Source organism: Larkinella knui, from assembly GCF_003858645.1.
GTDB classification, from domain to species: domain Bacteria; phylum Bacteroidota; class Bacteroidia; order Cytophagales; family Spirosomataceae; genus Larkinella; species Larkinella knui.
The window spans coordinates 1,434,778-1,460,618 of sequence record NZ_RQJP01000001.1 but is presented as its reverse complement, the minus strand read 5'-3'; the positions used below and the strand labels follow the sequence as shown (position 1 = coordinate 1,460,618).

The window sequence follows — 25,841 nt, the reverse complement described above, 5'->3', positions numbered from 1 at the left end:
CAGAATAGTATTTGCAATTAATAAAAAAATTTAAAATATATTAAACCGGGGTGTGCTATATTGCAGGCTCCTTTTTATACTTTCAAAATTCAAACCGATGACCCCGACCGCAACCCAGAACTCCACCTCTAATTACCTAGGACCGCTGCTCATTGTGGGCATGTTATTTTTCATTTTTGGATTTGTCACCTGGGTCAACGGCGTGCTGATTACTTTTTTCAAGCAAGCTTTTCAGCTGAGCACAGTGGGTTCCAATCTGGTGGTGTCTGCGTTTTTCATATCCTATACGCTGATGGCCATACCCTCGTCCTGGCTGCTGAAGAAAACCGGATTTAAAAACGGTATGTCCCTGGGACTGATCATTATGGCAATCGGTACCATTACGTTTATACCGGCGGCCAAAGCGGTTTCTTATCCGCTGTTTCTGGTTGGCTTGTTCCTGATCGGTATTGGCCTGACGGTCCTGCAAACAGCTTCCAATCCCTATGTGACCATTCTCGGACCACGCGAAAGTGCGGCCCAACGGATTAGTTTCATGGGAGTTGCCAATAAATTAGCGGGGATCATCAGCCAGTTTATTTTCGGCGGTTTATTATTGACGGGTGCCAATGTAATTTCTGCCAAAGAATCATTGGATAAAGTCGTCACTCCCTACCTGATTTTAACGGGAATACTGCTTGTTCTGGCTATGTTGATCCGCTTTTCAACCCTCCCTGAAGTATCGGAAGAACAGGAAGAAGATAATACGGTATTGTCGAAAGCGGCAACAACGGATAGCGTCTGGCAACATGCCAATCTGGTACTGGGAGTTCTGGCTATTTTCTGTTACGTGGGCGTTGAAGTTATTTCGGGCGATACCATCATCAATTACGGCAAAGCCCTCGGTTTCACGAACGACGAAGCGAAATACTTTACGGCCTACACATTATATGGTATGTTAGCCGGTTATGTGCTGGGTATTCTGTTGATTCCACGTTTCCTCTCCCAGCAAAAATCACTTCTGTACGGTACCAGTCTTGGTATGGTTCTGACCATTGCCGCCTTGTTGACGGACGGTTTTACGTCGGTTTTGTGCATTGCCCTGCTGGGTTTCGCAATCGCTCCCATCTGGCCGGCGCTCTGGCCGCTGTCATTAAACCGACTGGGCAAATTCACCAAACTGGGTTCGGCTTTGCTGATCATGGGGATTTCGGGCGGTGCCCTACTCCCGCTGCTGCACGGATATCTGACCGACGCAGTTAGCCCCAAATTAGCCTACGCCCTTATCCTGCCCCTTTTGGGTTACATTCTCTATTATGCCCTGGTTGGCAGCAAAAAAACAAACTGGTAATGAGTCAAGTAAGTGTTTCTACGCCCGGCAGGATTTGTTTGTTCGGCGAACACCTGGATTATTTAGGGCTGCCCGTTATTGCCGCAGCAATCAACCGGCGAATTCGAATTACCGGTTCGCAGCGGTCTGATCGTAAAGTGTTTATCAATCTCCCGGACATCAACGAACGGGAAGAATTTGAACTCTCCGGTTCCAGTTTGAGCTACACCAAACCGCGCGATTATTTCCGGAGTTGTTACAACGTTCTGGTACGACATGGTTACCAGTTTTCCAAAGGAGTCGAATGCGAAGTACACGGCAACATTCCGATTAATTCCGGCACGTCGAGTTCTTCGGCCCTGGTGGCGTCGTGGCTGCACTTCCTGATGCGCATGAGTGACCGCCCCCGGTTGCTCAGTCGCCAGGAAATCGGCAATATGGCCAACGAAGCCGAAACCCTCGAATTTGGCGAACCCGGCGGTATGATGGACCATTACTCCACCGCCATTGGGGACGTGATTTATCTGGAATCTGAACCGAAAATATACATCGAAGAATTACGGCCCAAACTGGGTGCTTTCGTGCTGGGCGATTCGCTCGAAGCCAAAGATACCCTCGACATTCTGGGCCGGTTGCGCAACGGCGTCAACGGTATTGTAAAGAAAATTCAGGAGGGCAATCCGGATTTTTCTTTACAAACCGCCGATGTGCTGGAAATTGCCGACTACCGGCCTTTTCTGTCAGGCGGTGAAAACACTTTGCTGGAGGGTACGATTTCGAACCGCGATCTGCTGCGCGAAGCCCGGCAGGAACTGGAAGCCGCTGATCTGAATCACATCCGGCTGGGCGAATTGCTAAATCTCCATCACGCCAATCTGCGGGATGCCCAGCGCATTTCAACGCCCAAAATTGACCGGATGCTCGAAGCGGCTTTGAATGCCGGCGCATTGGGGGGCAAAATCAACGGTTCGGGCGGAGGTGGCTGTATGTTTGCCTACGCGCCCGGCCACGCCGGAGCGGTTGCCGAAGCCATTGAGCGGGCGGGCGGTGCCGCTTATATCATTCACGTCGATGAGGGAACCAAGGTGGAAGAATAGGCTAACATACTGACTTTCAGGCCACATAGAATAAACCTTTTGATGAACCGAAATGAACAATTTCGGTTAAAAGCGGGTTCTATGAGTAGCTTTTTGCGGGGAAAAGGCGACGGTTTTGTACCTTTGTATCCTCTTCCGCACTCGCTGTTTAGGCTATGCTTGACTTCGCAACACCGTCCTTAGTACCATTAGCCGAAAAACCGGCTTTGTATTGCAACTCCCTCACCGGATATTCCCGTCGTAAGACCATCACCGTTCCCATCGGCTCCGTTCCGTTAGGCTCTGATTATCCGATCCGGGTTCAGTCGATGACGACCATCGACACCATGAATACCGCCGGTTCGGTCGAGCAGTCGATTAAAATGATCGAAGCGGGATGCGAATACATCCGCATCACCGCACCGAGCGTGAAGGAAGCCCAGAATCTCGAAAACATCCGCAAGGAATTACGGGCGAGAGGGTATACCACGCCACTGATTGCCGATATTCACTTTACGCCCAATGCCGCCGAATTAGCCGCGCGGATTGTCGAAAAGGTTCGGATCAATCCCGGTAATTATGCCGACCGGAAGCGATTCGAGGTCATCGATTACACGGATGCGTCGTATGCCGCTGAACTCGAACGGATTCGGGCCAAGTTTCTGCCACTCGTCCGGATTTGTAAGGAATACGGCACCGCCATGCGCATTGGCACCAACCACGGCTCCCTGTCCGACCGGATTTTGAGCCGCTACGGTGATACCCCACTCGGCATGGTGGAATCGGCCCTGGAATTTTTGCGGATTTGTGAAGACGAAAACTATTACAGCATCGTCCTGTCGATGAAATCGAGCAATCCGCAGGTGATGGTCGAAGCCTACCGCCTGCTGGTCCATCGGCTCGATGCCGAAGGGCTGAAACCGTATCCGTTGCACCTGGGCGTAACCGAAGCCGGGGAAGCCGAAGACGGCCGGATTAAATCGGCGGTCGGCATTGGAACTCTGCTGGAAGACGGGTTGGGCGATACCGTCCGCGTTTCGCTGACCGAAGATCCCGAACTGGAAGCACCGGTTGCGCAGGCGTTGATCGACCGGTATACCAAACGGGCCGAACACGCACCGATTCCCGAAATCAACCAGTACCCAATTAATCCGTATCAGTATTCGCGTCGGAAAACCCATGAGGTTGCCAATTTTGGCGGCAATAATGTACCGCGGGTTGTTGCTGATTATTCGAAAATACCGGTCACAGATCATGAACAGCTTCGTCCCATTGGTCACTTTTACCTCTCCGTGCCTGACAAATGGCGAATGAACGATCTGGGGGCCGATTATCTGTATACCGGTTCTCAGCCCGCTGCGTTTATGTTACCAAACGGGTTAAAAGAAGTAATGGATCATGCTTCATGGCTTTCGGCCACCGATCAGGTTCATAAATTTCCGCTGCTCGACGCGGTAAGCTATTTAACTTTCCGTCAAAACCCGGATCACTTGCACCCGGTTCTCAATTTTGTTGAAACCCGTTTGAACGACTGGTCTGATGACTTGGCCAATGCACTTCGGGAAGATCGGCGGATTGTGCTGGTTGTCAAAACGGAGAACGCCCACGCCATGGCCGAACTCCGGCGTCTGTATGTTGAATTGATCAATCGGGGCATCACCTGTCCGGTGGTGAATCAGCGCAGTTTTCCCGACAGCCAGGGCGACTCCCTGCAATTGTACGCAGCGACTGATATTGGCGGTTTGCTCGTCGATGGTTTGGGCGACGGTGCCTGGCTGGCCACCGACCGGTTGCCCGAATTGTCGGTAGCCGAGCGGCTGGTAACGGCAAATCGGTATAATTCCACGGCATTCGGCATTTTACAGGCCGCCCGCACCCGGATGTCGAAAACCGAATATATCTCCTGCCCTTCCTGCGGCCGCACCCTTTTCGATTTGCAGGAAACCACCGCCATGATTCGTAAACGCACCGATCATTTGAAAGGTGTCAAAATTGGAATCATGGGCTGTATCGTGAACGGACCCGGCGAAATGGCGGATGCGGATTATGGGTACGTCGGAATTGGCAAAGATAAAATATCGTTATACCGGGGTCAGCAGGTGATCAAAAAATCGGTCACCGCCGAACAAGCCGTCAACGAATTGATTGAACTCATCAAAGAAGACGGCCGCTGGAACGAACCCGAATCCATCGATAATTAAGAGTCAAGAGTTACGAGTTAAAAGGGTGGCTGACACATTCTTTTTACTCTTTATTCTTCACTCATAACTCTTAACTTTTTATGTCCAGAATTGGAGATTATTTTAAATTAGGCGATGTGTTCCGGTATTTTTACCGGGTCTTTCAAAAGCCGGACCCCAGTCGCCCCACCAACGCAAACATTCGCATGATGCACGGTATCAACCGGATTTCCATCATCATGTTTCTGATTTGTCTGATCGTTATGATTGTCAGAGCCATACTCCGATGAACATCGAATCGTTGCGGACGTATTGTCTGAGCAAAACCGGATCGACGGAATCCTTTCCGTTTGGCGAAGAAACGCTGGTTTTTAAGGTAGGCGGCAAAATGTTCGCGCTAACGTCCATGGATGCCACACCGCTGTCGGTCAACCTGAAGTGCGACCCGGAAGTGGCAATTGAATTAAGAGAGCAACATGATGCCGTTCGCCCCGGTTACCACATGAATAAAGTGCACTGGAATACGGTCATTATCGACGGTTCCATTCGGGAAAGCGATCTTAAAAAGTGGATCGATCACTCGTATGAATTGATTGTAGGCAGTTTACCAAAATCCGTACGAATAGCGCTTGAAAAGTAGGGCTAAAGTTGCTTATGAGCGGTTTTTAAGCTATTTTACGATAGATTTGTGAAAACTTCAGGCTATGGAAGTTGCGCTGTTAGGATTCTTCTTTATTTTCTATCTGTTTGTCCGGTATTTCGTGATCGATCACGATACGCAGGCTGATAAAGACCGCCTTCGCTTTGCTGAAGGCATCCATCTTTTTCAACTTCACCGGTATGACGAAGCCTACCTTTATTTCGATAAGGCGGTAAAACAGCACCCTAAATCGTCTCTGGCGTTTGCCTACCGGGGAAAATGTCACCTTCGAAATGATAATGCGTATTCTGCCCTCTTCGATTTGACCTACGCATTAACGCTGGACAACACCATTGCAGATTCTTATCTCGATAAGGGAATGGCGCTCTATCAACTGCATCAGTTTGATGAAGCCTTCAAGGAATTCGATAAAGCCGTCTGGTATTCCCGGGGGCTACAGCCGGATGCCATCCGCTGGCGGGCCGTAGCGCGTATGCAACTCGACCAATATAGCCAGGCCCAGAAAGACCTGATTCGGGCCATTGAGCTGGGGGACGAAAACTCAGCGTATCTGCTGAAGCAACCGCCTTTCTCGAACGTGATCCATTCCTGACCCGCTCCCGTTGCGCTTATTTTAATCGCCCGATCTGTTCCGTATTTCGTTTGGTATCCATTCGGGCGGTTTTCGCTAATTCATTCGATTTCTGAGCGGCTTTCAAAGCCTCGGCGGTTTTGCCACCCCGGCGATAAACCTCCGCCAGTTCAAAATACAAATCGGCTTGCTCTGCCGGACTTTTCGCCTGGGCAATCGCTTTCATCGCCCAGCGGGCCACCGTTGGCGCATCACTGGCATCCGGACTTTTGCGGTTGAATAACCGGATCACATACAGATATTCAGGCGTTGAAAATTGATTCTGGGCAATATGATCGTCCATCCGCGAAGCCGCCTTTGTGGCTTGTCCCGCCCGGAAATACGCGTTTACTTCCGGCAATAAAGTCCGGTTACTGGCCACACGCCCCTCAATTCCGATTTGCTGAAGCTGGTTGCGAATGCTGCTGATTTTGGCGGCTGGATATAGATTACCCCGGCTGCTGTACAACGAAGACATCAGAATATTTTCCGCTACAGTTTTGACCTGCTCGGCGCCGTTGGTGCGGATAAATTGATCGAGGTGGCCCATCAGGTATTGAAAAAGCGGATTATCGACGTCGAGTATCAGTTTTTGCAGCACCAGCCAGTTTGTTGGATTGGTGTATGTCGTGGCCGTCTGACGGGTCGCATACTCATTCATCACCCGGATATTCGTTGCCGTATCCCGCGTCACCCGCGCGTACATCCCGTAGTCGATCAGAAAATTAGGAGAGCGTTCCCCTTCTTCATACCTTTTGTGCATGGACGACGCCCGAATGGCCGGACTCAATGCCGTGGTTCCGTGTCGAATCACCTCGTCGGCCGAGTTGTTACTCATCGCCATGTGCATCAGGTTTCCCGCTGCATCCATGTATAGAAACAACGGCAACGAAGGAACAAACAGGTGGTTTTTATCCAGAAAAGCGAGAGTACTCTTTGAGGAAATATCGATTTTAGTGCTGATGAAGCGGCTGTTGTAGAACTTCCCAACTTTCGGTTCGGCAAAGGTGGGTATAAAACTCTGGCAAACGTGACAGGTTTCCGAATACACTTCAACAAAAACCGGCTTTTTGGCTTTCCGGGCGGCTTCAAAAACGGCATTGAGGGCACCCGTTCGAAATTGTACGCCCTGAGCTTGGGCTGCGGCTGAACCCAACGTAAGCCAAACAACAACCAGAATTGCATTGAAAAACTTCCTGTTCATAAAATTGCCTTCTGTTTTTCAGAATACCGCTACCAACCGACCGCCGGTAGCGGTATTCTGAAAACGATTACGATTGATTTTGTTGCTCGCGGTATTCTTCTTCCACCTTTTTGCTCAACGTCCGGCAGAGGTTGTCGATCTGGTCGGCCATAGACTGATCGCCCGTGGCCGTAACGATGGTGTCGGCCAGGCTGCCGAGCACTTCGACGCAAAACCGCTTCATGTCCGTTACGGCCATGTCTTTCGTCCATAAATTCAGCCGGAGCGTACCCTGATTATAGTGGTCCCAAACCGAAACAACAACCGCTTTGGTATCACTCAGTCCCTCATTGGGATTATCCGTTGCGTTCCAGAAAATTTTTTCCGGAATATTGTGATCGTCTAATTCAACGGCAAAATTGATTTCTGATTTTTTCATCGTTTGCTTTTCAATACATGAAAAACTCCGCCAACCCAAACCGAACCGCCGGAAGACGACTCAGTTCATTGCGGAGTTTTAGATTTCAAAGGTAACCATTTGTAGAGCGGATTTGCAATCTGACGACCGGTTTCAGCACCAAAACCGGCAGATTCCAGGTCCAGCCTACTGCTGACCAAACACTTTTTTCAATAAATCAGTCACCCGGGCCGCCGGATTTTCGCGAATTTGCTTTTCTTCCTGCGCCACCAGCGTGAAAATACCGTCGATCGCTTTCGTGGCCGCATAATGGGTCAAATCGGGGTCGACTTTCGTGGTAGAAATCGGCAGTTTGTTATACGTTCGCACCAGATCACCGTAATACCGGGTAGCTTCATTTTTTTTCAATGTGCTATCGATAACCGGCGTAAAAGACGCCAGTAATTGATTGGAAGTCGTTCGTTTCAGGTATTGCGTGGCCGCATCTTTCTCCCCCCGCAAAATACCAACCGCGTCCTGGATCGACATCGACGTCAGCGCATTCAGAAAGATCGGTTTGGCTTTTTTAGCCGCATCTTCGGCCGAGCGGTTTAACGACAGAATGAACTGATCCACCTGTTTGCCCATGCCAAATTTACGCAAGGCCGATTCCACTTTTTGGGCTTCCGGTGGCATAAGAATTTTGATCAGCGCATTTTTGTAGTATCCATCCGTCGCCGAGGCCTGGTCGGACCCTTTGCTGATCCCGATCCGGAGGGCTTCTTTCAATCCGTTGGCGATTTCGCTGTTCGATGACGTTCCACCCGAAGCAGCCTCCCCCACTTTTTCCAGAATCTGTCCGAAAATAGTCTTCTTTTTCGGTTGAGTTGAATCCGACTGAGCCCGTGCCGCACCCGAATAAATGGCCAGCAGCAGGCCCAAAATTACTGTTTTTTTCATGTGACAATCCGGTTGATTCTACTTTTGAAACAGGTGCCGATCCTTGGCCGGCAAAAGATAAACGGTTTTTTTACGTATTTTTGGTCCGAAACCAGCATTCTGGTGTTGAGTTGTCAATCGGACTTTTTACTTAAGACAGGAAATCGGACGAAAAGTAAAGAGACGAACCCTAAAACATGTAGATTTCTTTTCATGAAACCCATACTGGCCGAAGTAATAACGATTGGTGACGAAATACTGTTTGGACAAATCACCGATACCAACACCCAATGGCTCGGTGCCGAATTGACGAAAATTGGAATTCGAACGATCCGTAAATCATCGGTTGGTGACAAAAAGGAAGCGATTCTGGACGTTCTGAAGGAAGCTACCGAACGGGCCGATCTGGTAATCATCACGGGCGGCCTGGGCCCTACCAAAGATGACATTACCAAAGCGACCCTGTGTACGTATTTCAACACTACGCTCGAACGAAATCCCGAAGCACTGGCTTTTGTGACGAAGTTTTTTGAAAGCCGGGGACGGCAGATTACCGAAATAAATGCCAAACAGGCTGACCTTCCTCTCAACTGCACTTACGTGCCCAATGACTGGGGAACTGCGCCGGGAATGTGGTTCAATGAAAATGACACCGTTTATGTTTCCTTGCCGGGGGTGCCGTTTGAAATGAAAAATCTCATGCAATACCGGATCATTCCGCTGTTGCAAAAGCAGTTTGAAACGCCGACGATCGTTCATAAAATCATCCGGACCGTCGGAATCGGTGAGTCTTTTCTGGCCGAAACGATTTCAGATTGGGAAGATGCATTGCCGGGCCACATCAAACTGGCGTATCTCCCCCATTTCGGTCAGGTGCGACTCCGTTTGACCGGCACCGGTGATGATGCCACGCTGCTGAAAAAACAACTCGATGAGCAGGTCGAAGCGGTTCTGCCGCTCATCAATTCGTATGTTTTTGGCTTTGATGACGATGAACTGGAAACGACTGTAGCCAGGCTGTTGTCTGACAAAACCTGGATGCTGGCAACGGCGGAAAGCTGCACGGGCGGTTATGTTGCCAGTCAGATTACCAAGTATGCCGGATCCTCCGCTTATTTCGTTGGCGGTGTGGTCAGCTACAGCAATACGGTTAAAGTCAATCAGTTGGGTGTAAAACCGGAAACGTTGAGCCAGTTTGGTGCCGTCAGCGAACAAACCGTTCGGGAAATGGCGGAAGGGGTTCGGAAAACGCTGGGCGCTAACGTCGGAATTGCCACCAGCGGTATTGCCGGGCCCGACGGCGGAACGCCCGAAAAACCGGTCGGCACCATCTGGATTGCCTGCTCCACCGAAAAGAAAACCGTCGCCCGGCTGCTGAAACTCGGACCCTACCGGGAACAGAACATTCAGCTCACCTCCGTTTATGTTTTAAATCTACTCCGGCAAACGTTGCTGGAAGAGAATTAAAAACCATTCGTTTTCAGACTTTTACCTCACCAAACTCTTAAATCTACCAATCAATGGCACTCGTTGACATGGTTATGCCCACAATGGGCGAAAGTATTGTCGAATGCACCGTGATCTCCTGGCTTAAACAGCCCGGCGACCGCATTGAAGCCGACGACTCCATTTTAGAAGTGGCTACCGATAAAGTCGATACCGAAGTTCCCTCTTCTCATTCCGGTATTTTAAAGGAGATTCTGGTCAATGATGGCGACGTTGTGGCCATTGGTAGTCCCGTAGCCCGGATCGAAGTTGAACACGAAGCAGGAGTTCCGGCCAGCCAGCCGTCTTCTTCGCCTTCTGACACCTCATTCGTCGGCGAAACCGAGGAACAGGATGTAGCCAGCGTTGCGGCCAAACTGGAAGCGGACATTTCGAAGCTCTCACCCGGCAATCCGCCCATCCGGACGGACGCCGAAACGACCATTGCCGAAACCAACCGTTTTTATTCACCTTTGGTCGTGAGCATTGCGAAAGCCGAAGGAATTTCTCAGGCCGAACTGGCATCTATCCGGGGAACCGGGGCCGAAAACCGCCTTACCAAAAATGATATACTGGCTTACGTCGAAAAACGGAAAGCCGAGCCGGTTTCCCCGGGTGTATCGTTCCCAAAAGCCGCTTCCGTCACTGGACAGGATGATATCATTCAGATGGATCGGATGCGTAAGATCATTGCCGAGCGGATGGTGGAATCGAAGCGGATTGCGCCCCACGTCTCTTCGTTTGTTGAAACCGATATGACGGTTTTGGTGCAATGGCGGGAGCGGATCAAGAAGACGTTTCTACAGCAATACGGCGAAAATATCACCTTTACGCCCCTGTTGATCGAAGCCGTCGTAAAGGCCATCCGCGACTTTCCTCTGATCAACATTTCGGTGAATGGCGACAAAATAATCGTCAAAAAGGCCATCAATATCGGAATGGCCGTGGCGCTTCCGAGCGGTAATCTCATCGTTCCGGTTATTCACAATGCCGATCAATATAACCTGGTTGGGCTGACCCGGAAAGTGAATGACCTCAGTCGTCGCGCCCGCGAAAATAAACTCACCGCCGATGATCTGGCCAATGGCACCTACACGGTTTCCAACATTGGCACTTTTGGAAACGTCATGGGAACTCCCATTATCGTACAGCCACAAGTCGCGATCATGGCGTTTGGAACCATTGCGAAAAAACCGGCGGTCATCGAAACGCCCCAGGGCGATCTGATTGGCGTGCGTCAAAAAATGTTCATTTCCCACAGTTATGACCACCGCGTTGTCGACGGTTCGCTGGGAGGACAGTTTGTTAAACGGGTTTCCGATTATCTGGAAGGTTTCGATTCGGAACGTAAAATCGTCTGATGCGCATCCAATTCAGTAAGCCATTTTGGCGCTTCATCGGTTGAATTCAGCACACGAAGGTTTTAGCCGGCATTGTTTGCCACCGTTCCAGTAGATTAGCGCTGTTTTTACTTTAACAACAGATCACTCCAATGAAAAAGAAACTAATTTTTTCCTCTTTTTTCGGTACACTTTTTAGTCTATCTACCGTTCTCGCCCAATCCAATGCGCGGGTTGACAAAATTCAGGGCATCGAAACGTACGTGATGTGCGAACCTTTACGCCCCTACGAAACGGTATTTGAAATCTCATCGGGGGCCAAAGCCGCTTCCTTGTTTACGGGTGGCGTGGTAAATGAAGGCGTTTCCGAAAAAGCCGCTCAGTTTGTCCGGCGAGCCAGTAAAGACGGCAAGAAAGATCACAAAGAATTCGATGCAGTGGTTATTTCGGGATCAAAAACCGCGATTGCTGTCAAATTTAAAGGAGAAGCAGGCGCCGACAAAGGACTGGCGAAGGTCCGGAAAATCGATGGATTGGCCGTGTATGTCATGAATGAACCCGTAGCGGACTACCAAACTGTAGTCGATGCCTCCGGTGGAATTAAAGCGAAATCCTACTTTACCGGCGGCATTGTCAACAATTCCATTGAAGAAGACGTGGAGCAATTTGTCCGACGCGTTAAAAAAGAAGCTGACGAAGCCAAAAAACCAATCGACGCTATCGTATATTCAAGCGGAAAAAGAGCTATTGGCGTAAAATTTAACTAATGAAGCCTCGAATTGCAATTGACATGGATGATGTGCTGGCGGATACCGTTGGCAAGTTTATTGACATTTATCGCCGTGATTTCGATACGGAAGCGCAGCCCGACCTCTTCCGGGAAAATTCGTTCCACGAAGTGCTGGAGAAACACATCTCCCAACGCCTGTCCGATTACGTCCATGAGCCCGGTTTTTTTGCCGACATTGCGGTGATGCCGGGTGCTCAGGAGGTAACGAAGGCGCTTGCGGAGAAATACGATCTCTTCGTTACTTCGGCTGCGATGGAGTTTCGCAATTCACTTTCGGAAAAATACGACTGGCTCGATCAGCATTTTCCGCACATTCACTGGAAAAACCGGGTATTCTGCGGTGACAAGAGCATTCTGCGCGCCGACTTTATGATCGATGACATGCCCTATAATCTGGTCAGTTTTCAGGGAAAAGGGCTGCTCTTCGACGCCCCCCACAACCGTGACAACACGATTTTCCAACGGGTTCTTTCGTGGGACGAAATTGCGAAAGAGTTGTTGTGAGAAGAGGAAAGAGAGTAGATAAGAGAGGAAAGACGGTTCAAGGCTGATAAAGCCGTTCTGCATTTGTTTACTCTCTTTTCTCTCCTACCAAACAAAAATGCCCGCCAGATCGATCTGGCGGGCATTTTTGGTATATCCTATGGCTTCTGACGGAGACCGTTAAGCCGACATTTTCTCATTGTGTTCAACCAGACGGTCGTGGCCGGTTTCGAATTCGTTGGTAGTTATTTTGGCGGGACGCATCTTGATAATTCCCACTACCGACAGAAACTTGATCACCGGATAGGTTGGATCCAGTTCATACCAGCGAGCTCCGAAATTAGCGGCATTCGGGCGTTTGTGGTGATTGTTCTGGAATAATTCGCCCATCATTAGCCAATCGAAAAACATGGAGTTCTTAGACCGGTCGTGGTTGTCGAAATTAGCGTATCCGTATTTATGGCCGCTCCAGTTAACGATCGCTCCGTGGATCGGTCCCATCAGGAAGTGAATCGGCAGCAGGAAGAAAAACGCCCAGTGCATATCCAGGTAAATGAAAGCAAAGATGTAGAACAGCGAATAAACCGTTCCCCAGGCAACGCGGGAAATCCATGAATCGCCGATTTTTTCCAGCGCATACCATTCCGGGTAGTTGCGATCAAATTTGGCTTCGATAGGCCGAACCCGGTTCAGGACGGCATTGTATAAATCTTTCGTTTTCCACATCATCGTAAATACGTTTTTCGTGTGGTGTGGCGAGTGCGGGTCTTTGGGAGTATCACTGAACGCATGGTGCATCCGGTGTAAAACGGCGTAGGCGCGGGGACTCAGGTAGGATGAGCCTTGTGAAAGATAGGTCAGGAAAAAGAAAAACCGTTCCCATACCTTGCTCATCGTGAACATTTTGTGAGCCGAATACCGGTGCAGAAAAAATGTCTGGCAGAAAAGTGATACGTACCAGTGAACAACAAAGGCAATAAGGATTATTACCACGGGATTAAATTAGTTAAAGGTGAATGGCTAAAAACCAACTTCAGTGCAATTAGATTCTACAAATCTACAACAATAACGTCGATAGTTAACCGAATAAGACAAATTTTTATTTTTTATTTATTTTACTAAAATGCAGTAGTTGAATACTGTAACAGGTTGGCTCCCATGCGTAAAGCTTGCTGACGGGCCTCTTCCGGGTCATTATAGACCGATTGATCTTCCCAGCCATTCCCCAAATCGCACTCATAACTGTAAAAACAAATTAAACGGCCTTCCCAGATTAATCCAAATCCTTGCGGTGCTTTGCCATCGTGTTCGTGTATTTTTGGCAAGCCATTCGTGAAGGTGTATTTCTGGTGATAAACCGGATGATTATAAGGCAATTCGATAAAGGAGAGTTCCGGAAACACTTTTTTCATCTCGCGCCGGATGAATTTATCAAGGCCATAATTATCGTCGATGTGCAGGAAACCGCCCGACATCAGATACCGGCGCATGTTTTGGGCTTCAGCATCCGTAAAAACGACGTTCCCGTGTCCGGTCATGTGAACGAATGGATACGAAAATAACTCCGGACTACCCACCTCCACGATGTCTTCTTCGGGGAAGATATTCATCCGCAGATTGGAATTACAAAATTTGATCAAATTGGGCAAGGAGGTTTTGTTCGCATACCAGTCGCCCCCACCATTGTATTTCAATTTGGCAACTTTGTACGAATACTGCGCCTGCACGGATGCCGTCATGGCAAACGTAAAGACCAAACCCGCAAGAAAAATTCCAGTAAGCCGCTTCATAATCACGATATAGCATTAATCAGATGAATCGTATGACAGGCCGCCAAAGCCGCCGTTTCGGTGCGCAGCCGGGTTGAGCCCAGCGTTACCATTTTATACCCCGCATCAACGGCCTGCTGAATTTCAGGTGCCGAAAAATCACCCTCGGGGCCGATCAGCAGGATGGTTGCCCCGCCCGGTTTTGCGGCCTGAACCAAGGGCGTAGCCGGTTCATCGACAGGCAGATGGGCAATAAACCGATTCTCCGCTACCAGAGTCAGAACGGTTTTAAAGTCCACAACCGGATCGATTACCGGCATAAACAGCTGCAAGGACTGTTTCATGGCCGCCACGGCGATTTTCTCCAAACGGTCCGTTTTTACCATTCGCCGTTCCGAATGCTGGCTAACGAAAAACGTGAGCTGGTCGATCCCCAATTCAACCGATTTTTCCACCAGCCATTCGATTCGATCCATGTTTTTTGTGGGTGCCACTGCCAGATGAATCCGGTAAGGCCGGGGTAATTCCACAACAGTTTCAACAATCCGATAGGTACACCGTCGCGGGTCCGCCTTTTCAATAACACAGTTGTGACGCCTGCCTTTTCCGTCGGTCACATCAATCGTGGAACCTTTGGTCAGACGCAGCGTTTTGACGCAATGCCGGGATTCTTCTTCACTCAGAAACGGGTTTATTTCGGCTTCAGGCTGATAAAACAAATGCATAGTCAATGAGCGAGCGACTACGGTTGGATTCACGATCCATCTCCTTTAGTCTTCGGGTTCGTCGTTCGAAAATGAATACATCGTCTTATCCAGTTTCAACGTATTGGAATTGAATTTAGCAATAAAATCTTCAATGACCTCTTCCGAAATCTCTTCGACATTCAGGCAGACGTCCAGGCTGATTCCGTATTCGAACTCATAATCGATTTCAATGTGTTCCTGAACTTTAACGGCTTCCGTCTCCTCAATTTCTTCGATCAGTTCCGTCAGAAACAATTCAATTTCTTCTTCCAGTTCCGCGTCGATCCGGTAGTCGGGTTTCCGGTCTTCCACCGGAATATACTGCGGAAATGATTTCTTTACCTTTTCCATGGCCATTTCATACACCAGGCTGCTGTGGTGCAGCCGCAGCGTATAGATGATGGCATCATAGATTACTTCGTCTTCTTTGTATTTCCCGACAAACTGAACATGAACGCATTCGCCGGAATTCAGAACCTCCAGATCATCGTCTTCATCCTCCACATAGACGAATGAGCTTCCCTCTTCCTGGCATTCCTCTTTAAGAAGTTGAATCGTTGCAGGTTCAAATCCTTCGTTTTTATACGTCCCCATTTATGTTATCGTTAAATTATCTGTTTATTCTGATCAGCAAAGCTACAAACCCACTTGTGAATTTCAACATTTAAAACCGGCAGACCGTTCAACTCACAATCGCTCGGCCGTTATTTCGTAGCTCTGATAATGCCGGACAATCGTGTGAATGGCAAAATCGATGGCCGTTGGAATGGCGGTTAAATCCGTCACTAGCAACTGATCTTCCGGACGGTGAATGTTGGGCATCCGGCCTTTTTCGTCCATCGCCGTCAGCGTCATCACCGGTATTTTCCGTCGAACAAACCAGACACTGTCAAAGTCGGCGGTATGCCAGCGAGCGGGTTTGACCAGACCCCGGAACGGTTTCTCCTCCAGGAGTCGCTCCGCCGACTCCATCAACGGGTTGGTATATTCAATAACTTCTACGGTTCCGGTATGTTTAATTACCCGCAGCGATCCGTTCCCGAGTGTATCGAAATTGACCACCACCGTCCGGCCCTGGGGCCAACCAGCGCTGTGTTTGTCCAGGTAGGCGCGGGCGCCAATCATGCCCACTTCCTTGGCACCGGTCAAGACCACTTCGGTTTCGAGTCCGGGCAAATACAGTTGACGCAGACGCTCGGCCGTAGCAATGGCCGCAACAACGCCCGTGGTATTGTCACTGGCGCCATTGGAATGACCGTAGATCCAGTATCCGAGTGTGCCGAGTAAAGACTGTAGCACAAAAAACGCGATCATTCCGTAGCGAGCCCAGAGCATCCAGCCACTGCTAAAAACGAATTGTTCGAAAAGGAGTAAAAAACAGGCTACCAGCATCAAAGCCAGCGAAATTACGAGCGTTGCGTGAAAGCTAATGACCGTTCCCGTGCGGTATAACAGCGAGATCGGTGCGGTATCGTAATGAGCCATCAGAATCACTTTCATCACCGGTTTATCCTGATCCCCGGCGTAGCCAAACCCCGTTTCCCGCCAACGCCCGATAATATTGTTGGAAGTTACGAGCGGAGGCAGCCGGGTAGCCGGCGAAAACCGCCAGTTGAAAAACAACCAGGCCAGCGTCACCCAGCCCCAGGTCCAGATAACGGCGACCCAGCCCAGCCAGGTGGATGCCAGCAAACCCGAAACGATTCCGCCCAGCAACCAGTAAACGACCGTTACGTAGGTGGCCGGTGTGCGGAATGGCTCAACCGTTACCGTAGCCTGGAGTTGCCGAAGCGTCGAAGACAACAGGTCAATAGCGGGTGCTTCGAAAGCCGTAGCAGTTCCCCGATGGGGCAGGCGGCTCAAATCACGCATCAGCGTTTCAACGGTAAAAGGCATTTATGGTTTCGGTTAGAGATCGAAAAGGTACTCAATAAACGCGCACAACCGGTTTTTGGTCTGAGCTGGCGAACCCGTAAATAAACCACGGATTACCATCAAAACCGATTAAGCGGATTAAAAACAGCTTAAGTTACCACTAAAAACAAAAGCCTGCACCAAATGGCGCAGGCTTTATGTGACGATATGGTTGGAAAAACATCTTTATTTTACAAAAAGTAACTCCCGGTATTTCACCAATGGCCAGTCTTCGTCATCGATAATGAGCTCCAGTTTATCGACTTCGTAGCGAATGACATCAAAGAAATCCTTCACCTCCGTCGCATACGATTTGGCCATTTCGGCGGTATCGGTCATGGCGTTTGCTCTCTTCCGGGTTTCGGTCATTTCTTCAACGTTCTTCTTGATGGTGATAACGCGTGAAGAGATTTCCTGAATCAAGGCTTTGATCGGTTCCGCTTCGGCCGTCATTCCCAGATCAACCAGTGCTTTGGCCGTTTCAGCTAGTTTATTGAGGTATTTCAGCGCGGTTGAAACCACGTGATTCATGGCCAGGTCACCCACAACCCGCGACTCGATCTGTACTTTTTTAATGTACTTTTCCAGTTCGATTTCATAGCGTGATTCTACCTCGGCATGACTCATTACCCCCACGCGCTCGAACAATTCCAGCGATTCGGGTTTCACATAAACGCCCAGCGCTTCCGGTGTCGATTTGATGTTTGACAGGCCTCTTTTGGCGGCTTCTGCAACCCACTCATCCGAGTAACCGTTTCCTTCGAACAGGATGCGTTTTGAAGACTTGTAGTATTCTTTCAGAATCTCGACGATGGCCAGTTCTTTTTTCTCACCAGCGGCCAGACGGGCGTCTAATTCCTGCTTGAAAGCGGCTAACTGAGCGGCCACAATCGAATTCAATACCGTCATCGTAGACGCGGAATTGGCACCACCCCCTACGGCACGGAATTCAAATTTATTACCCGTAAAGGCAAAAGGTGAAGTCCGGTTCCGGTCGGTATTATCCCGAAGTAACGAAGGAATGCGGTTGATACCCAGCTTGTAATACACGTTATCGCCTTTGTTGACGATCACTTCCGACTTGGTTTCCAGGTCTTCCAGCGCTTTCGTCAGCGATTCTCCCAGGAAGACGGATACGATGGCCGGAGGGGCTTCGTTGGCACCCAGACGGTATTCGTTACCGGCCGATGCAATGGAAGCACGCAACAGATCGGCGTGGTCATGAACGGCTTTTACGACGTTAACCAGGAACGTCAGAAAACGCAGGCTTTCTTTCGGTTTCGAGCTTGGAGCCAGCAGGTTAACCCCCGTGTTGGTTCCCAGCGACCAGTTGTTGTGTTTACCGCTACCGTTGATTCCAGCGAACGGTTTTTCGTGGAACAGCACCTTGAAGTTGTGTTTTTCGGCCACTTTTTCCATCAAATCCATCAACAGCGCGTTGTGATCGATCGCCAGGTTGACCTCTTCAAACGTGGGAGCCACCTCAAACTGACCCGGAGCCACCTCGTTGTGACGCGTCCGGACCGGCATTCCGAGTTTCATGGCTTCAAACTCAAAATCAACCATGTAGGCATTCACCCGCGGAGGAATCGTACCAAAATAATGGTCTTCCAATTGCTGACCCCGCGCCGGTGAATGACCAAATACGCTCCGGCCGGCCATAACCAGGTCAGGACGTGCGTAGAAAAGAGCTTTGTCGACAACAAAATATTCCTGCTCAACACCCAGGGTTGGGGTCACTTTTGTAACATTCCGGTCGAAATACTGACAAACGGCCGTAGCGGCTTTGTCCATTTCCAGGAGGGCTTTCAGCAAAGGCGTTTTGTAGTCTAGCGCTTCACCGGTATACGATATAAATACGGAAGGAATACACAGCGTTTTACCACCCGCACCATTGTCCATTAAAAAAGCCGGCGAACTGGGATCCCAGCCCGTATACCCCCGTGCTTCGAACGTATTCCGCAAACCACCACTTGGGAAGGATGACGCATCCGGTTCCTGCTGAACCAGCGCACCACCTTTAAATTTCTCGATGGCCTTGCCATCCATCGTTACATCAAAAAATGCATCGTGCTTTTCGGCGGTCGCTCCCGTCAAAGGCTGAAACCAGTGCGTATAATGGGTAGCCCCTTTTGCCGTTGCCCAGGCTTTCATGGCATTGGCCACCTCATCAGCAATATCACGGTCAATTTTACCACCGGTATCGATGGCTTGCGTAATCTTCAGATATGCTTCCGGCGAGAGCAGGGACCGCATAACCTCGTTGTTAAATGTGTAGGAGCCATAGTATTCCGTTACTCGTTCTGCCGGTGGTGGAACAGAAAGGGCTTGCCGACTTTGTGCAATTTCGAGAGCTTTAAACCGAAAGTTTGACATATTAGGTTCGAGGTGGTTTTTGGATTAAAAACACCCAAAAATAGTGATAATTAGTTGTAATTTCCAAGAAAACACATTCATTTTAACCTATTTTTCACGAATAATTGCCAAAAATCACAAAATTCAGTTTCAGTATCCTCAACAAGTACGTTCTGAGAAAATAACTATTTCATCCAAATTTTTGTATCTTATTCAGAACAAATTGCACCTACTAAAGATGAAGTACACCCTTAGTTGGTAACCGTTTACATAATAAGCAAGTATACGTCTCTGATTCGTGTTAACTTTGCGGCTTGGTGATCGTAATTTCTGTTGTCAATGAAGAGTCGTTTGTTGCTGATGCTGGCTTATCTGATCGGCTGGACAAGCTGGTTAGTGGTCAGTCGCATCCTTTTTTTGATCTATCAACCCCAAACCAGTCAGTTGGACGGGTCGACGCTGGCGGGGGTTTTTGCCCACGGTTTGCGGATGGATCTTTCGACGGCGGGCTATCTCACGGTCTTACCGGCTTTACTGATCGCGCTCACCCCGGGCCTGGCATTCAAAAAGGTTTCCATTCCGCTGCGCATCCTTACGTTCATCGAGCTGATCATCGTTTCGTTCATCACCGTGGCCGACCTGGAGATATTTCGTACCTGGGGTTTTCATCTGGATATTACGCCCTTGCATTACTTGAAATCGCCACGGGAAGCAGCCGCATCCGTAGCGGCCTCCCCCATCCTTTCGCTGCTAACGTTGCTGGTGGCTCTGTTACTGGTCGGCAATTATTGTTTTAACCGGCTCATTCATCGGTTTATCAGTTCCGTTAAACCGGTCCGGTGGTGGATCGCAACCCCGGTTTTACTGGTTGCTTCAACGGCGCTCATTCTTCCCATCCGGGGTGGATTCCAGCTCGCGCCCATGAATGTCAGTACGGTTTATTTCTCGCCGGTGGCGTTCGCCAATTATGCCGCCGTGACCCCACAATGGAATTTTATGCATTCATTTCTGGAGCGGAATAAATACGGAGCCAACCCGTTCGTCTTTTTTCCGAAAGGACAAGCGAATCGGGCGTTACAGGTTCTTCGTCAGCCAGTTGCAGACAGTTTACCGCTGCTTTCGACGTCGAGACCCAACGTCATCCTCATCGTCTGGGAAAGTTTTACCGCCAAATCCGTAGCGGTTTTGGGGGGCCGAACCGGCGTGACGCCCCAATTTGAAAAACTAGTCCACGAGGGTTTGTTGTTCAATCAGTTCTATGCCAGTGGCGATCGCAGCGAAAAGGGGCTAATTGCCCTCTTGAGTGGTTTTCCGGCCCAGGCAACGGCTTCCATTATGACGCTGCCGTCCAAAGCGGCTAAATTGCCCACGCTCGGCCAGAAACTTAAAACCGCCGGCTATGCGACGTCTTTTTATTATGGCGGAGAAACCGAGTTTGCCAACATAAAATCGTATCTCTACCACAACCAGTTCGACCGGATTGTATCCAAATCCGACTTCAAACCCAGCGACTGGAATTCCAAGTGGGGGGCTCATGACCATATCGTTTATAACCGGATTCTTTCTGATTTGAACGGAGCCAAAACGCCGTTTTTTGTTTCGCTCTTCACCCTGAGCAGCCACGAGCCATTTGAGGTTCCGATGCCGACGGTATTTCCCGGAAAAGAAGAAGAATCGCTCTTTTTGAATTCCATGTATTACGCCGATCGCAGTTTGGGAGCGTTTATTGCTCAGGCAAAAAAACAGCCCTGGTGGTCGAATACGCTCATTATTATCACGGCCGATCACGGACACCGGCTACCGGTTTTGTCGACCGACCGGGTGCGGGATTTCCACATTCCGATGCTCTGGCTGGGAGGAGCATTAAAGGCAAAACCGCGCTTTATCGATCAAATTGGTTCTCAGACCGATCTGGCTGCCACGCTGTTACACCAGTTACACCTGGTTACTTCCGAGTTCAAATGGAGCCGTGATTTGCTGAATCCCCAAAACCGCCCCTTTGCCTATTTTGCGTTCAACAATGGTTTTGGGGTGGTTCAGCCGAATCGCCATCTTTTGTTCGATAACACCAGCCGGCAGTTGATTTCGGCCAGGGGTGATGTCGGAAAACAGGATATTGAATTGGGCGAAGCGTATGAGGAGGAGTCGTTTCAGGATTTTTTAAATAAATAGTACCCGAAAACTTCAGCCCGTGCGAATTTCTGCCTTACATCCAGAATCTCACGGACTGAAGTCCGTGGGTGCCAATGTTTTTGTAATTTTGCAGCAATGAAAAAAATTGCATTTTATACACTCGGCTGTAAATTGAATTTCTCCGAAACGTCGACTCTGGCCCGCATGCTGGAGCAGAAAGGGTATGAGCGCGTAGAATTTAATCAAAAGCCCGACATATTTATCATCAATACCTGCTCGGTAACGGATAATGCGGACAAAAAATGCCGGAAAATCGTTCGGGAAGCCCAACACATCAACCCCGACGGGTACGTGGCGATTGTTGGGTGTTATGCACAATTGAAACCCGAAGAAATTGCGTCCATTCCCGGTGTGGATGCGGTTTTGGGCGCGGCTGAAAAATTCCGTCTGGCCGAATTGCTGGGTGATTTTGTGAAAGAACCGACCGGAAAAGCAACCGTTTATAATTCACCCATCGAAGAAGCCGTAGCCTATCACGCTTCGTATTCGCTCAATGACCGCACCCGAACCTTTCTGAAAGTGCAGGACGGTTGCGATTATCCCTGCGCTTACTGCACCATTCCGCTGGCGCGCGGCAGCAGCCGCAGTGATACGATTGAGAATGTGGTTCGGGCGGCCCGCGCTATTGCCGCCCGCCATGTGAAGGAAATTGTGCTGACGGGCGTCAATATCGGCGATTTTGGCCTGCAACCCCAAACCGAAGCGAGTGGTCAACGGAAAGAAACGTTCCTGAATCTGATCCAGGCGCTGGACGAGGTCGAGGGGATCGAGCGGTTTCGGATTTCATCCATCGAGCCTAATTTACTGACCGACGATATTATTTCTTTCGTGGCCAAGTCCCGGCGGTTTGTGCCCCACTTCCACGTTCCTTTGCAATCGGGCTCCAATTCGGTTCTGGCCGCCATGCGCCGTCGGTACAAGCGGGAGCTATACGCGGAACGCGTGGCCAAAATCAAGGAACTGATGCCGCATGCCTGTATTGGGGTCGATGTGATCGTGGGTCATCCCGGCGAAACGGACGATGCCTTTCTGGAGACGTACCACTTCCTGAATGAACTGCCGGTTTCTTACCTACACGTTTTTACGTACTCCGAACGTCCCAATACCCACGCGTTGACGATTAAACCGGTGGTACCTTCCTCCAAACGAGCCGAACGGTCGAAAATGCTGCACAATCTTTCCGATAAGAAAAAGCGGTTTTTCTACGAACAGCAAGTGGGTCGGGAAGCCTCCGTACTGTTTGAGGAAGATGTGGAAAATGGTCAGATGCTGGGATTTACCGAAAACTATGTTCGGGTAACGGCCACTTATGATCCGCTACTCATCAACGAAACCAAGCGGGTTCAACTGACGGGCCTGAATCCGGCTGGTCTGATGGAAGTTTCGGAATGTGTTTCTGAAGCGCCACTCGTTCATTTTCACTAAAGTACTCTTCCACCAGGAGCCGGTTATTTTCAACATTCTTGCTCACATTCTTGCTCAAAAAAAGAAGGTATCCGTCAAAGACAGATACCTTCATCGAGTACAACAAAACCACAGGCAACCCCTGTGGCTCTGTTTGTATATCTTGGACTAAGCGTCTACCAGGAATTCGTCGTGCTGACTTACATCCAGACCCACTTTTTCGTCTTCTTCGCTTACACGAAGAGGCAGAATAGCGTTGGTCACAACCAGCAGAATGTACGAAGCTACGAAGGCGAATACGGATACGATCACCAGCGCCATCAAGTGGATGAAGAACAATTTGGTTTCACCGAATGCCAGCCCTTCGTCAACAACGGCCGAGTTTACACCTTTGGTGGCGAAAATACCCGTCATCAACATACCGACCATCCCACCGACACCGTGGCAGGGGAATACATCCAGCGTATCGTCCAGTCTTGATTTGGTACGCAGGTGAGCCACCGTGTTACTAACCAGCGAAGCAACCGTTCCGATGAAGATCGAAGTCGGGATCGTCACAAAACCAGCCGCGGGTGTGATGGCAACCAGACCCACAACGGCACCAATGGCGAAACCTAAACCGGATACTTTTTTGCCTTTGGCCGCGTCGAACAATACCCAGCCTAAACCAGCCGCAGCAGCCGCCGTGTTCGTAGTTGCGAAAGCGGAAGCGGCCAGTGGCGTGGCTCCTACCGCCGAACCGGCGTTGAAACCGAACCAGCCAAACCACAGTAAACCCGTGCCCAACAGAACGAAAGGAATGTTGGCAGGTGGGAAATAATTCGCTTCCATGTGTGATTTACGACGCTTCAGGTACAGAGCACCCGCTAAAGCCGCCCAGCCCGCTGACATGTGAACAACCGTTCCACCGGCAAAATCAAGAACGCCTAATTTAAACAGAAAGCCGTCCGGGTGCCAGGTCATGTGTGCCAGTGGCGTGTAAACGAACAGGCTAAACAGGATCATGAACAGCACATAGGATTTGAAATTAACCCGTTCGGCCATTGACCCCGTTACCAGGGCTGGTGTGATCATGGCAAATTTCAACTGGAAGAAAGCAAAGACGACCAGCGGAACGGTAGCCGCCAACGGCCACGGTTTGCCATCAAGCACGCCATTGAACATGAAGAAGGTAGTCGGGTTACCAATAAAACCCCCGATGCTTTCACCAAATGCCAGGCTGAAACCGACGACAACCCAAAGAATGCTGATCACGCCCATCGCAATGAAACTTTGCAGCATCGTTGAAATCACGTTTTTGTTGTTTACCATACCTCCGTAGAAGTAAGCCAAACCAGGAGTCATCAACAGAACGAGGGCAGCGGAAACGAGCATCCAGGCGGTATCTCCGGAGTTGATGCCCTCGGTGACGATACCTTTGGGAACTGCCGGAAAAATCACGCCCAATACACTGACAATCAGCAATAAAACAAGCGGTAAGTAAGACGGTTTTTGCATGATACTTAAACGGTTTAGTTGTACATTGTTATGATAGGTCTTTGCAGACCAGTGTGGGGTTGCGTATTAAAATTTGTAGATAAAAGCGATGCCCAGCGTCGATTGCGATGACTTGGTGAAATTTCCGTCACTGTCTTCGAACTGTTGTCTTTCTGCCGTGTTGGTGCCACCGGGCTTGGCGTAGCTGTCGAGCCGGAACTCCGGTTTGATAATCAGGTTGCCATCGGCCGCCGTAATGTTACCGGTAATTGTGATGGAGCTAACACTTGAACCTTGACCCAGGTTATTGCGCAAACCACGGGCGCCGTCTTTGTTATCAAAATACTCATAACGGGCACCCAGGCCAAACTTGCCGGTGAAGGCATAATTGGTATAGACGGCCACACCGCTCCATTTTGACGTTCCGGTTTTAAGCGGAGCAAATCCCTGAAAATCTTCTTTCTGAGAACCAATTGCCGCGTTCAAACCCAGGTAAAATTTCTCCGTAATCTGATACGTCGTTGTCAAATCGAATACGGAGTAGTTGCCTTTTACCGCTTTACCCAACGAATCCTTATTGGCTTCGTTGCTCACAATACCGTTCAGGTACACGTTCCAGCCCGATACGGGTGAAAAGAAGAACTGGCCGATGATCCCTTTCGCTTTGTTATTGTCTCTCCAGCTATCCACGTTGTTGACAATACCCAGCATCAGGGAAGCTTTGCTGCTGAAGGCGTAGGTTCCTTTAATACCGGTGTGGTAGAAAGGTCCATTATTGAAAAGGTTGGAAAGCGAGTAATTGTAGTTGACCGGCGCATCGATTACTTCATAGCCGATGTGCGTTCCGAATTGCCCGATCATGAGCGAGAATTTGTCGGAAGTCTTCCAGTTGATGTAGGCCTGCTTGATCGCCAGTGCCGTTGTTCCCTGCCCCAGTGGACCTACGACGTTCCCGTAGTTGCCAAGGTCAGCGTTGGGTCCAAATGTCAAATCAGCAACGGCGTCTACTTTGTCCGTGCTGTAGCCAATTTTAGTCTGAATCAAGCCCAGGGAGAACTGACCGGCCCGTTGGTCGAACACGCGGGCTGTGCCGGCGGCTCCCAGGTTGCTTTGCGAACGTGGATTATTAAAGTTACCGATGTAATACGTATCAATGTAGCCTGAAAAAGAAAATTTACCCTTGTTTTCGGATCCCGATTCGGCAGTGGCTACTTCCTGCGGCTTAGAGGTAGCGGAGGTACTGTCCTGAGCTTTGGACAATAAGACGGAAAACGAACAACATACCAGTAAAAGTGTTTTTTTCATAATTTCCTTTGGTTCGTTCGAGAAGAATTTGATTAAGTTTATTAACACACAAATATTATGAGCAGATACTTAATTTGCAAATATTTAGTAAAATTTAATCCATATTTCCTCAAAACCACCTACAAATTGCCAAAAGTCACTCTAAACTAACCCAGTTTTACCTATTTTTAAATATTTTTATCAATTTCAGTATATTTTGTCATCCGGCGTTATTTTGAAATAATAT

Annotated in this window: 23 protein-coding genes; 12 read left to right on the top strand and 11 right to left on the bottom strand. The window is 49.4% G+C overall.

Going from position 1 to position 25,841, the window contains the following annotated elements; all coding sequences use genetic code 11:
- Nucleotides 1–97 precede the first annotated feature (97 nt).
- The 6 genes from EHT87_RS05960 (at nt 98) to EHT87_RS05935 (ending at nt 5,818) form a co-directional block, all read left to right on the top strand.
- On the top strand, nt 98–1,330 hold the full coding sequence (locus tag EHT87_RS05960; RefSeq protein WP_124904808.1) for a sugar MFS transporter: 1,233 nt from the start codon (nt 98–100) through the stop codon (nt 1,328–1,330).
- The gene (locus EHT87_RS05955; protein WP_124904806.1) at nt 1,330–2,406 is read left to right on the top strand and encodes a mevalonate kinase family protein; all 1,077 of its coding nucleotides are present in this window, start codon (nt 1,330–1,332) and stop codon (nt 2,404–2,406) included. The genes EHT87_RS05960 and EHT87_RS05955 overlap by 1 nt, the downstream gene beginning before the upstream one ends.
- 155 nt (nt 2,407–2,561) lie before the next feature.
- Nucleotides 2,562–4,586 (top strand): (E)-4-hydroxy-3-methylbut-2-enyl-diphosphate synthase, encoded by a 2,025-nt coding sequence (ispG, locus tag EHT87_RS05950; protein ID WP_124904804.1) that lies wholly within the window; start codon nt 2,562–2,564, stop codon nt 4,584–4,586.
- Nucleotides 4,587–4,666: 80 nt separating this feature from the next.
- Entirely contained in the window at nt 4,667–4,855 is a 189-nt protein-coding gene (locus EHT87_RS05945; protein ID WP_124904802.1) for a DUF6728 family protein, read from the top strand.
- A complete protein-coding gene (locus tag EHT87_RS05940) occupies nt 4,852–5,205 on the top strand; it encodes an MmcQ/YjbR family DNA-binding protein (RefSeq protein WP_124904800.1) in 354 nt (117 codons plus the stop codon). The genes EHT87_RS05945 and EHT87_RS05940 overlap by 4 nt, the downstream gene beginning before the upstream one ends.
- A 64-nt stretch (nt 5,206–5,269) precedes the next feature.
- The gene (locus EHT87_RS05935; protein WP_124904798.1) at nt 5,270–5,818 is read left to right on the top strand and encodes a tetratricopeptide repeat protein; all 549 of its coding nucleotides are present in this window, start codon (nt 5,270–5,272) and stop codon (nt 5,816–5,818) included.
- Nucleotides 5,819–5,834: 16 nt separating this feature from the next.
- Here the strand turns inward: EHT87_RS05935 and EHT87_RS05930 are convergent, their stop codons facing one another.
- From EHT87_RS05930 to EHT87_RS05920, 3 genes are all read right to left on the bottom strand, one after another.
- Nucleotides 5,835–7,040 carry a thioredoxin family protein gene (locus tag EHT87_RS05930; protein WP_124904796.1) on the bottom strand — a complete coding sequence of 402 codons (1,206 nt, stop codon included), beginning with the start codon at nt 7,038–7,040 and terminating at the stop codon, nt 5,835–5,837.
- A 67-nt stretch (nt 7,041–7,107) separates the two neighbouring features.
- Nucleotides 7,108–7,458, bottom strand: a complete 351-nt coding sequence (gene gldC / locus EHT87_RS05925) for a gliding motility protein GldC (protein WP_124904794.1) — start codon at nt 7,456–7,458, stop codon at nt 7,108–7,110.
- Between the two features lie 165 nt (nt 7,459–7,623).
- Nucleotides 7,624–8,376 (bottom strand): DUF4197 domain-containing protein, encoded by a 753-nt coding sequence (locus EHT87_RS05920; protein WP_124904792.1) that lies wholly within the window; start codon nt 8,374–8,376, stop codon nt 7,624–7,626.
- A 192-nt stretch (nt 8,377–8,568) separates the two neighbouring features.
- Between EHT87_RS05920 and EHT87_RS05915 the strand changes: the two genes are divergently transcribed.
- The 4 genes from EHT87_RS05915 (at nt 8,569) to EHT87_RS05900 (ending at nt 12,474) form a co-directional block, all read left to right on the top strand.
- Nucleotides 8,569–9,822 (top strand): competence/damage-inducible protein A, encoded by a 1,254-nt coding sequence (locus tag EHT87_RS05915; RefSeq protein ID WP_124904790.1) that lies wholly within the window; start codon nt 8,569–8,571, stop codon nt 9,820–9,822.
- 53 nt (nt 9,823–9,875) lie between these two features.
- Nucleotides 9,876–11,201 carry a dihydrolipoamide acetyltransferase family protein gene (locus EHT87_RS05910; protein WP_124904788.1) on the top strand — a complete coding sequence of 442 codons (1,326 nt, stop codon included), beginning with the start codon at nt 9,876–9,878 and terminating at the stop codon, nt 11,199–11,201.
- A 131-nt stretch (nt 11,202–11,332) separates the two neighbouring features.
- Entirely contained in the window at nt 11,333–11,947 is a 615-nt protein-coding gene (locus EHT87_RS05905; RefSeq protein WP_124904786.1) for a hypothetical protein, read from the top strand.
- The gene (locus EHT87_RS05900; protein ID WP_124904784.1) at nt 11,947–12,474 is read left to right on the top strand and encodes a 5' nucleotidase, NT5C type; all 528 of its coding nucleotides are present in this window, start codon (nt 11,947–11,949) and stop codon (nt 12,472–12,474) included. The genes EHT87_RS05905 and EHT87_RS05900 overlap by 1 nt, the downstream gene beginning before the upstream one ends.
- 159 nt (nt 12,475–12,633) lie before the next feature.
- On the opposite strand, the gene EHT87_RS05895 is transcribed toward EHT87_RS05900, so the two are convergent.
- From EHT87_RS05895 to EHT87_RS05870, 6 genes are all read right to left on the bottom strand, one after another.
- Nucleotides 12,634–13,446, bottom strand: a complete 813-nt coding sequence (locus tag EHT87_RS05895; protein ID WP_124904782.1) for an acyl-CoA desaturase — start codon at nt 13,444–13,446, stop codon at nt 12,634–12,636.
- Nucleotides 13,447–13,571: 125 nt separating this feature from the next.
- Nucleotides 13,572–14,192 carry a DUF4159 domain-containing protein gene (locus EHT87_RS05890; RefSeq protein ID WP_229320934.1) on the bottom strand — a complete coding sequence of 207 codons (621 nt, stop codon included), beginning with the start codon at nt 14,190–14,192 and terminating at the stop codon, nt 13,572–13,574.
- A gap of 53 nt (nt 14,193–14,245) precedes the next feature.
- Complete coding sequence (locus EHT87_RS05885; protein ID WP_124904778.1) at nt 14,246–14,947, bottom strand: 16S rRNA (uracil(1498)-N(3))-methyltransferase; 702 nt, start codon at nt 14,945–14,947, stop codon at nt 14,246–14,248.
- A gap of 45 nt (nt 14,948–14,992) precedes the next feature.
- Complete coding sequence (locus EHT87_RS05880; protein ID WP_124904776.1) at nt 14,993–15,562, bottom strand: hypothetical protein; 570 nt, start codon at nt 15,560–15,562, stop codon at nt 14,993–14,995.
- Between the two features lie 93 nt (nt 15,563–15,655).
- Nucleotides 15,656–16,864 carry a M28 family peptidase gene (locus EHT87_RS05875; protein WP_124904774.1) on the bottom strand — a complete coding sequence of 403 codons (1,209 nt, stop codon included), beginning with the start codon at nt 16,862–16,864 and terminating at the stop codon, nt 15,656–15,658.
- A gap of 204 nt (nt 16,865–17,068) precedes the next feature.
- Nucleotides 17,069–19,258 (bottom strand): glutamine synthetase III family protein, encoded by a 2,190-nt coding sequence (locus EHT87_RS05870; protein ID WP_124904772.1) that lies wholly within the window; start codon nt 19,256–19,258, stop codon nt 17,069–17,071.
- A 318-nt stretch (nt 19,259–19,576) separates the two neighbouring features.
- Between EHT87_RS05870 and EHT87_RS05865 the strand changes: the two genes are divergently transcribed.
- Nucleotides 19,577–21,409: an LTA synthase family protein gene (locus tag EHT87_RS05865; protein WP_124904770.1), complete on the top strand. Its 1,833-nt coding sequence runs from the start codon at nt 19,577–19,579 to the stop codon at nt 21,407–21,409.
- Nucleotides 21,410–21,505: 96 nt separating this feature from the next.
- Nucleotides 21,506–22,855, top strand: a complete 1,350-nt coding sequence (gene mtaB / locus EHT87_RS05860) for a tRNA (N(6)-L-threonylcarbamoyladenosine(37)-C(2))-methylthiotransferase MtaB (protein ID WP_124904768.1) — start codon at nt 21,506–21,508, stop codon at nt 22,853–22,855.
- 147 nt (nt 22,856–23,002) lie between these two features.
- On the opposite strand, the gene EHT87_RS05855 is transcribed toward mtaB, so the two are convergent.
- Together EHT87_RS05855 and EHT87_RS05850 are read right to left on the bottom strand one after the other, a co-directional pair.
- On the bottom strand, nt 23,003–24,331 hold the full coding sequence (locus EHT87_RS05855) for an ammonium transporter (RefSeq protein WP_124904766.1): 1,329 nt from the start codon (nt 24,329–24,331) through the stop codon (nt 23,003–23,005).
- 66 nt (nt 24,332–24,397) lie between these two features.
- The gene (locus EHT87_RS05850; RefSeq protein ID WP_124904764.1) at nt 24,398–25,615 is read right to left on the bottom strand and encodes a porin; all 1,218 of its coding nucleotides are present in this window, start codon (nt 25,613–25,615) and stop codon (nt 24,398–24,400) included.
- Between the last annotated feature and the right edge of the window lie 226 nt (nt 25,616–25,841).

What these genes read in the sequence shown, in the direction of transcription:
- EHT87_RS05960 (WP_124904808.1), top strand. Translation starts at nt 98, where the DNA reads ATGACCCCGACCGCAACCCAGAACTCCACCTCTAATTACCTAGGACCG.
- EHT87_RS05955 (WP_124904806.1), top strand. Translation starts at nt 1,330, where the DNA reads ATGAGTCAAGTAAGTGTTTCTACGCCCGGCAGGATTTGTTTGTTCGGC.
- ispG (WP_124904804.1), top strand. Translation starts at nt 2,562, where the DNA reads ATGCTTGACTTCGCAACACCGTCCTTAGTACCATTAGCCGAAAAACCG.
- EHT87_RS05945 (WP_124904802.1), top strand. Translation starts at nt 4,667, where the DNA reads ATGTCCAGAATTGGAGATTATTTTAAATTAGGCGATGTGTTCCGGTAT.
- EHT87_RS05940 (WP_124904800.1), top strand. Translation starts at nt 4,852, where the DNA reads ATGAACATCGAATCGTTGCGGACGTATTGTCTGAGCAAAACCGGATCG.
- EHT87_RS05935 (WP_124904798.1), top strand. Translation starts at nt 5,270, where the DNA reads ATGGAAGTTGCGCTGTTAGGATTCTTCTTTATTTTCTATCTGTTTGTC.
- EHT87_RS05930 (WP_124904796.1), bottom strand. Translation starts at nt 7,040, where the DNA reads ATGAACAGGAAGTTTTTCAATGCAATTCTGGTTGTTGTTTGGCTTACG.
- gldC (WP_124904794.1), bottom strand. Translation starts at nt 7,458, where the DNA reads ATGAAAAAATCAGAAATCAATTTTGCCGTTGAATTAGACGATCACAAT.
- EHT87_RS05920 (WP_124904792.1), bottom strand. Translation starts at nt 8,376, where the DNA reads ATGAAAAAAACAGTAATTTTGGGCCTGCTGCTGGCCATTTATTCGGGT.
- EHT87_RS05915 (WP_124904790.1), top strand. Translation starts at nt 8,569, where the DNA reads ATGAAACCCATACTGGCCGAAGTAATAACGATTGGTGACGAAATACTG.
- EHT87_RS05910 (WP_124904788.1), top strand. Translation starts at nt 9,876, where the DNA reads ATGGCACTCGTTGACATGGTTATGCCCACAATGGGCGAAAGTATTGTC.
- EHT87_RS05905 (WP_124904786.1), top strand. Translation starts at nt 11,333, where the DNA reads ATGAAAAAGAAACTAATTTTTTCCTCTTTTTTCGGTACACTTTTTAGT.
- EHT87_RS05900 (WP_124904784.1), top strand. Translation starts at nt 11,947, where the DNA reads ATGAAGCCTCGAATTGCAATTGACATGGATGATGTGCTGGCGGATACC.
- EHT87_RS05890 (WP_229320934.1), bottom strand. Translation starts at nt 14,192, where the DNA reads ATGACGGCATCCGTGCAGGCGCAGTATTCGTACAAAGTTGCCAAATTG.
- EHT87_RS05885 (WP_124904778.1), bottom strand. Translation starts at nt 14,947, where the DNA reads ATGCATTTGTTTTATCAGCCTGAAGCCGAAATAAACCCGTTTCTGAGT.
- EHT87_RS05880 (WP_124904776.1), bottom strand. Translation starts at nt 15,562, where the DNA reads ATGGGGACGTATAAAAACGAAGGATTTGAACCTGCAACGATTCAACTT.
- EHT87_RS05875 (WP_124904774.1), bottom strand. Translation starts at nt 16,864, where the DNA reads ATGCCTTTTACCGTTGAAACGCTGATGCGTGATTTGAGCCGCCTGCCC.
- EHT87_RS05870 (WP_124904772.1), bottom strand. Translation starts at nt 19,258, where the DNA reads ATGTCAAACTTTCGGTTTAAAGCTCTCGAAATTGCACAAAGTCGGCAA.
- EHT87_RS05865 (WP_124904770.1), top strand. Translation starts at nt 19,577, where the DNA reads ATGAAGAGTCGTTTGTTGCTGATGCTGGCTTATCTGATCGGCTGGACA.
- mtaB (WP_124904768.1), top strand. Translation starts at nt 21,506, where the DNA reads ATGAAAAAAATTGCATTTTATACACTCGGCTGTAAATTGAATTTCTCC.
- EHT87_RS05855 (WP_124904766.1), bottom strand. Translation starts at nt 24,331, where the DNA reads ATGCAAAAACCGTCTTACTTACCGCTTGTTTTATTGCTGATTGTCAGT.
- EHT87_RS05850 (WP_124904764.1), bottom strand. Translation starts at nt 25,615, where the DNA reads ATGAAAAAAACACTTTTACTGGTATGTTGTTCGTTTTCCGTCTTATTG.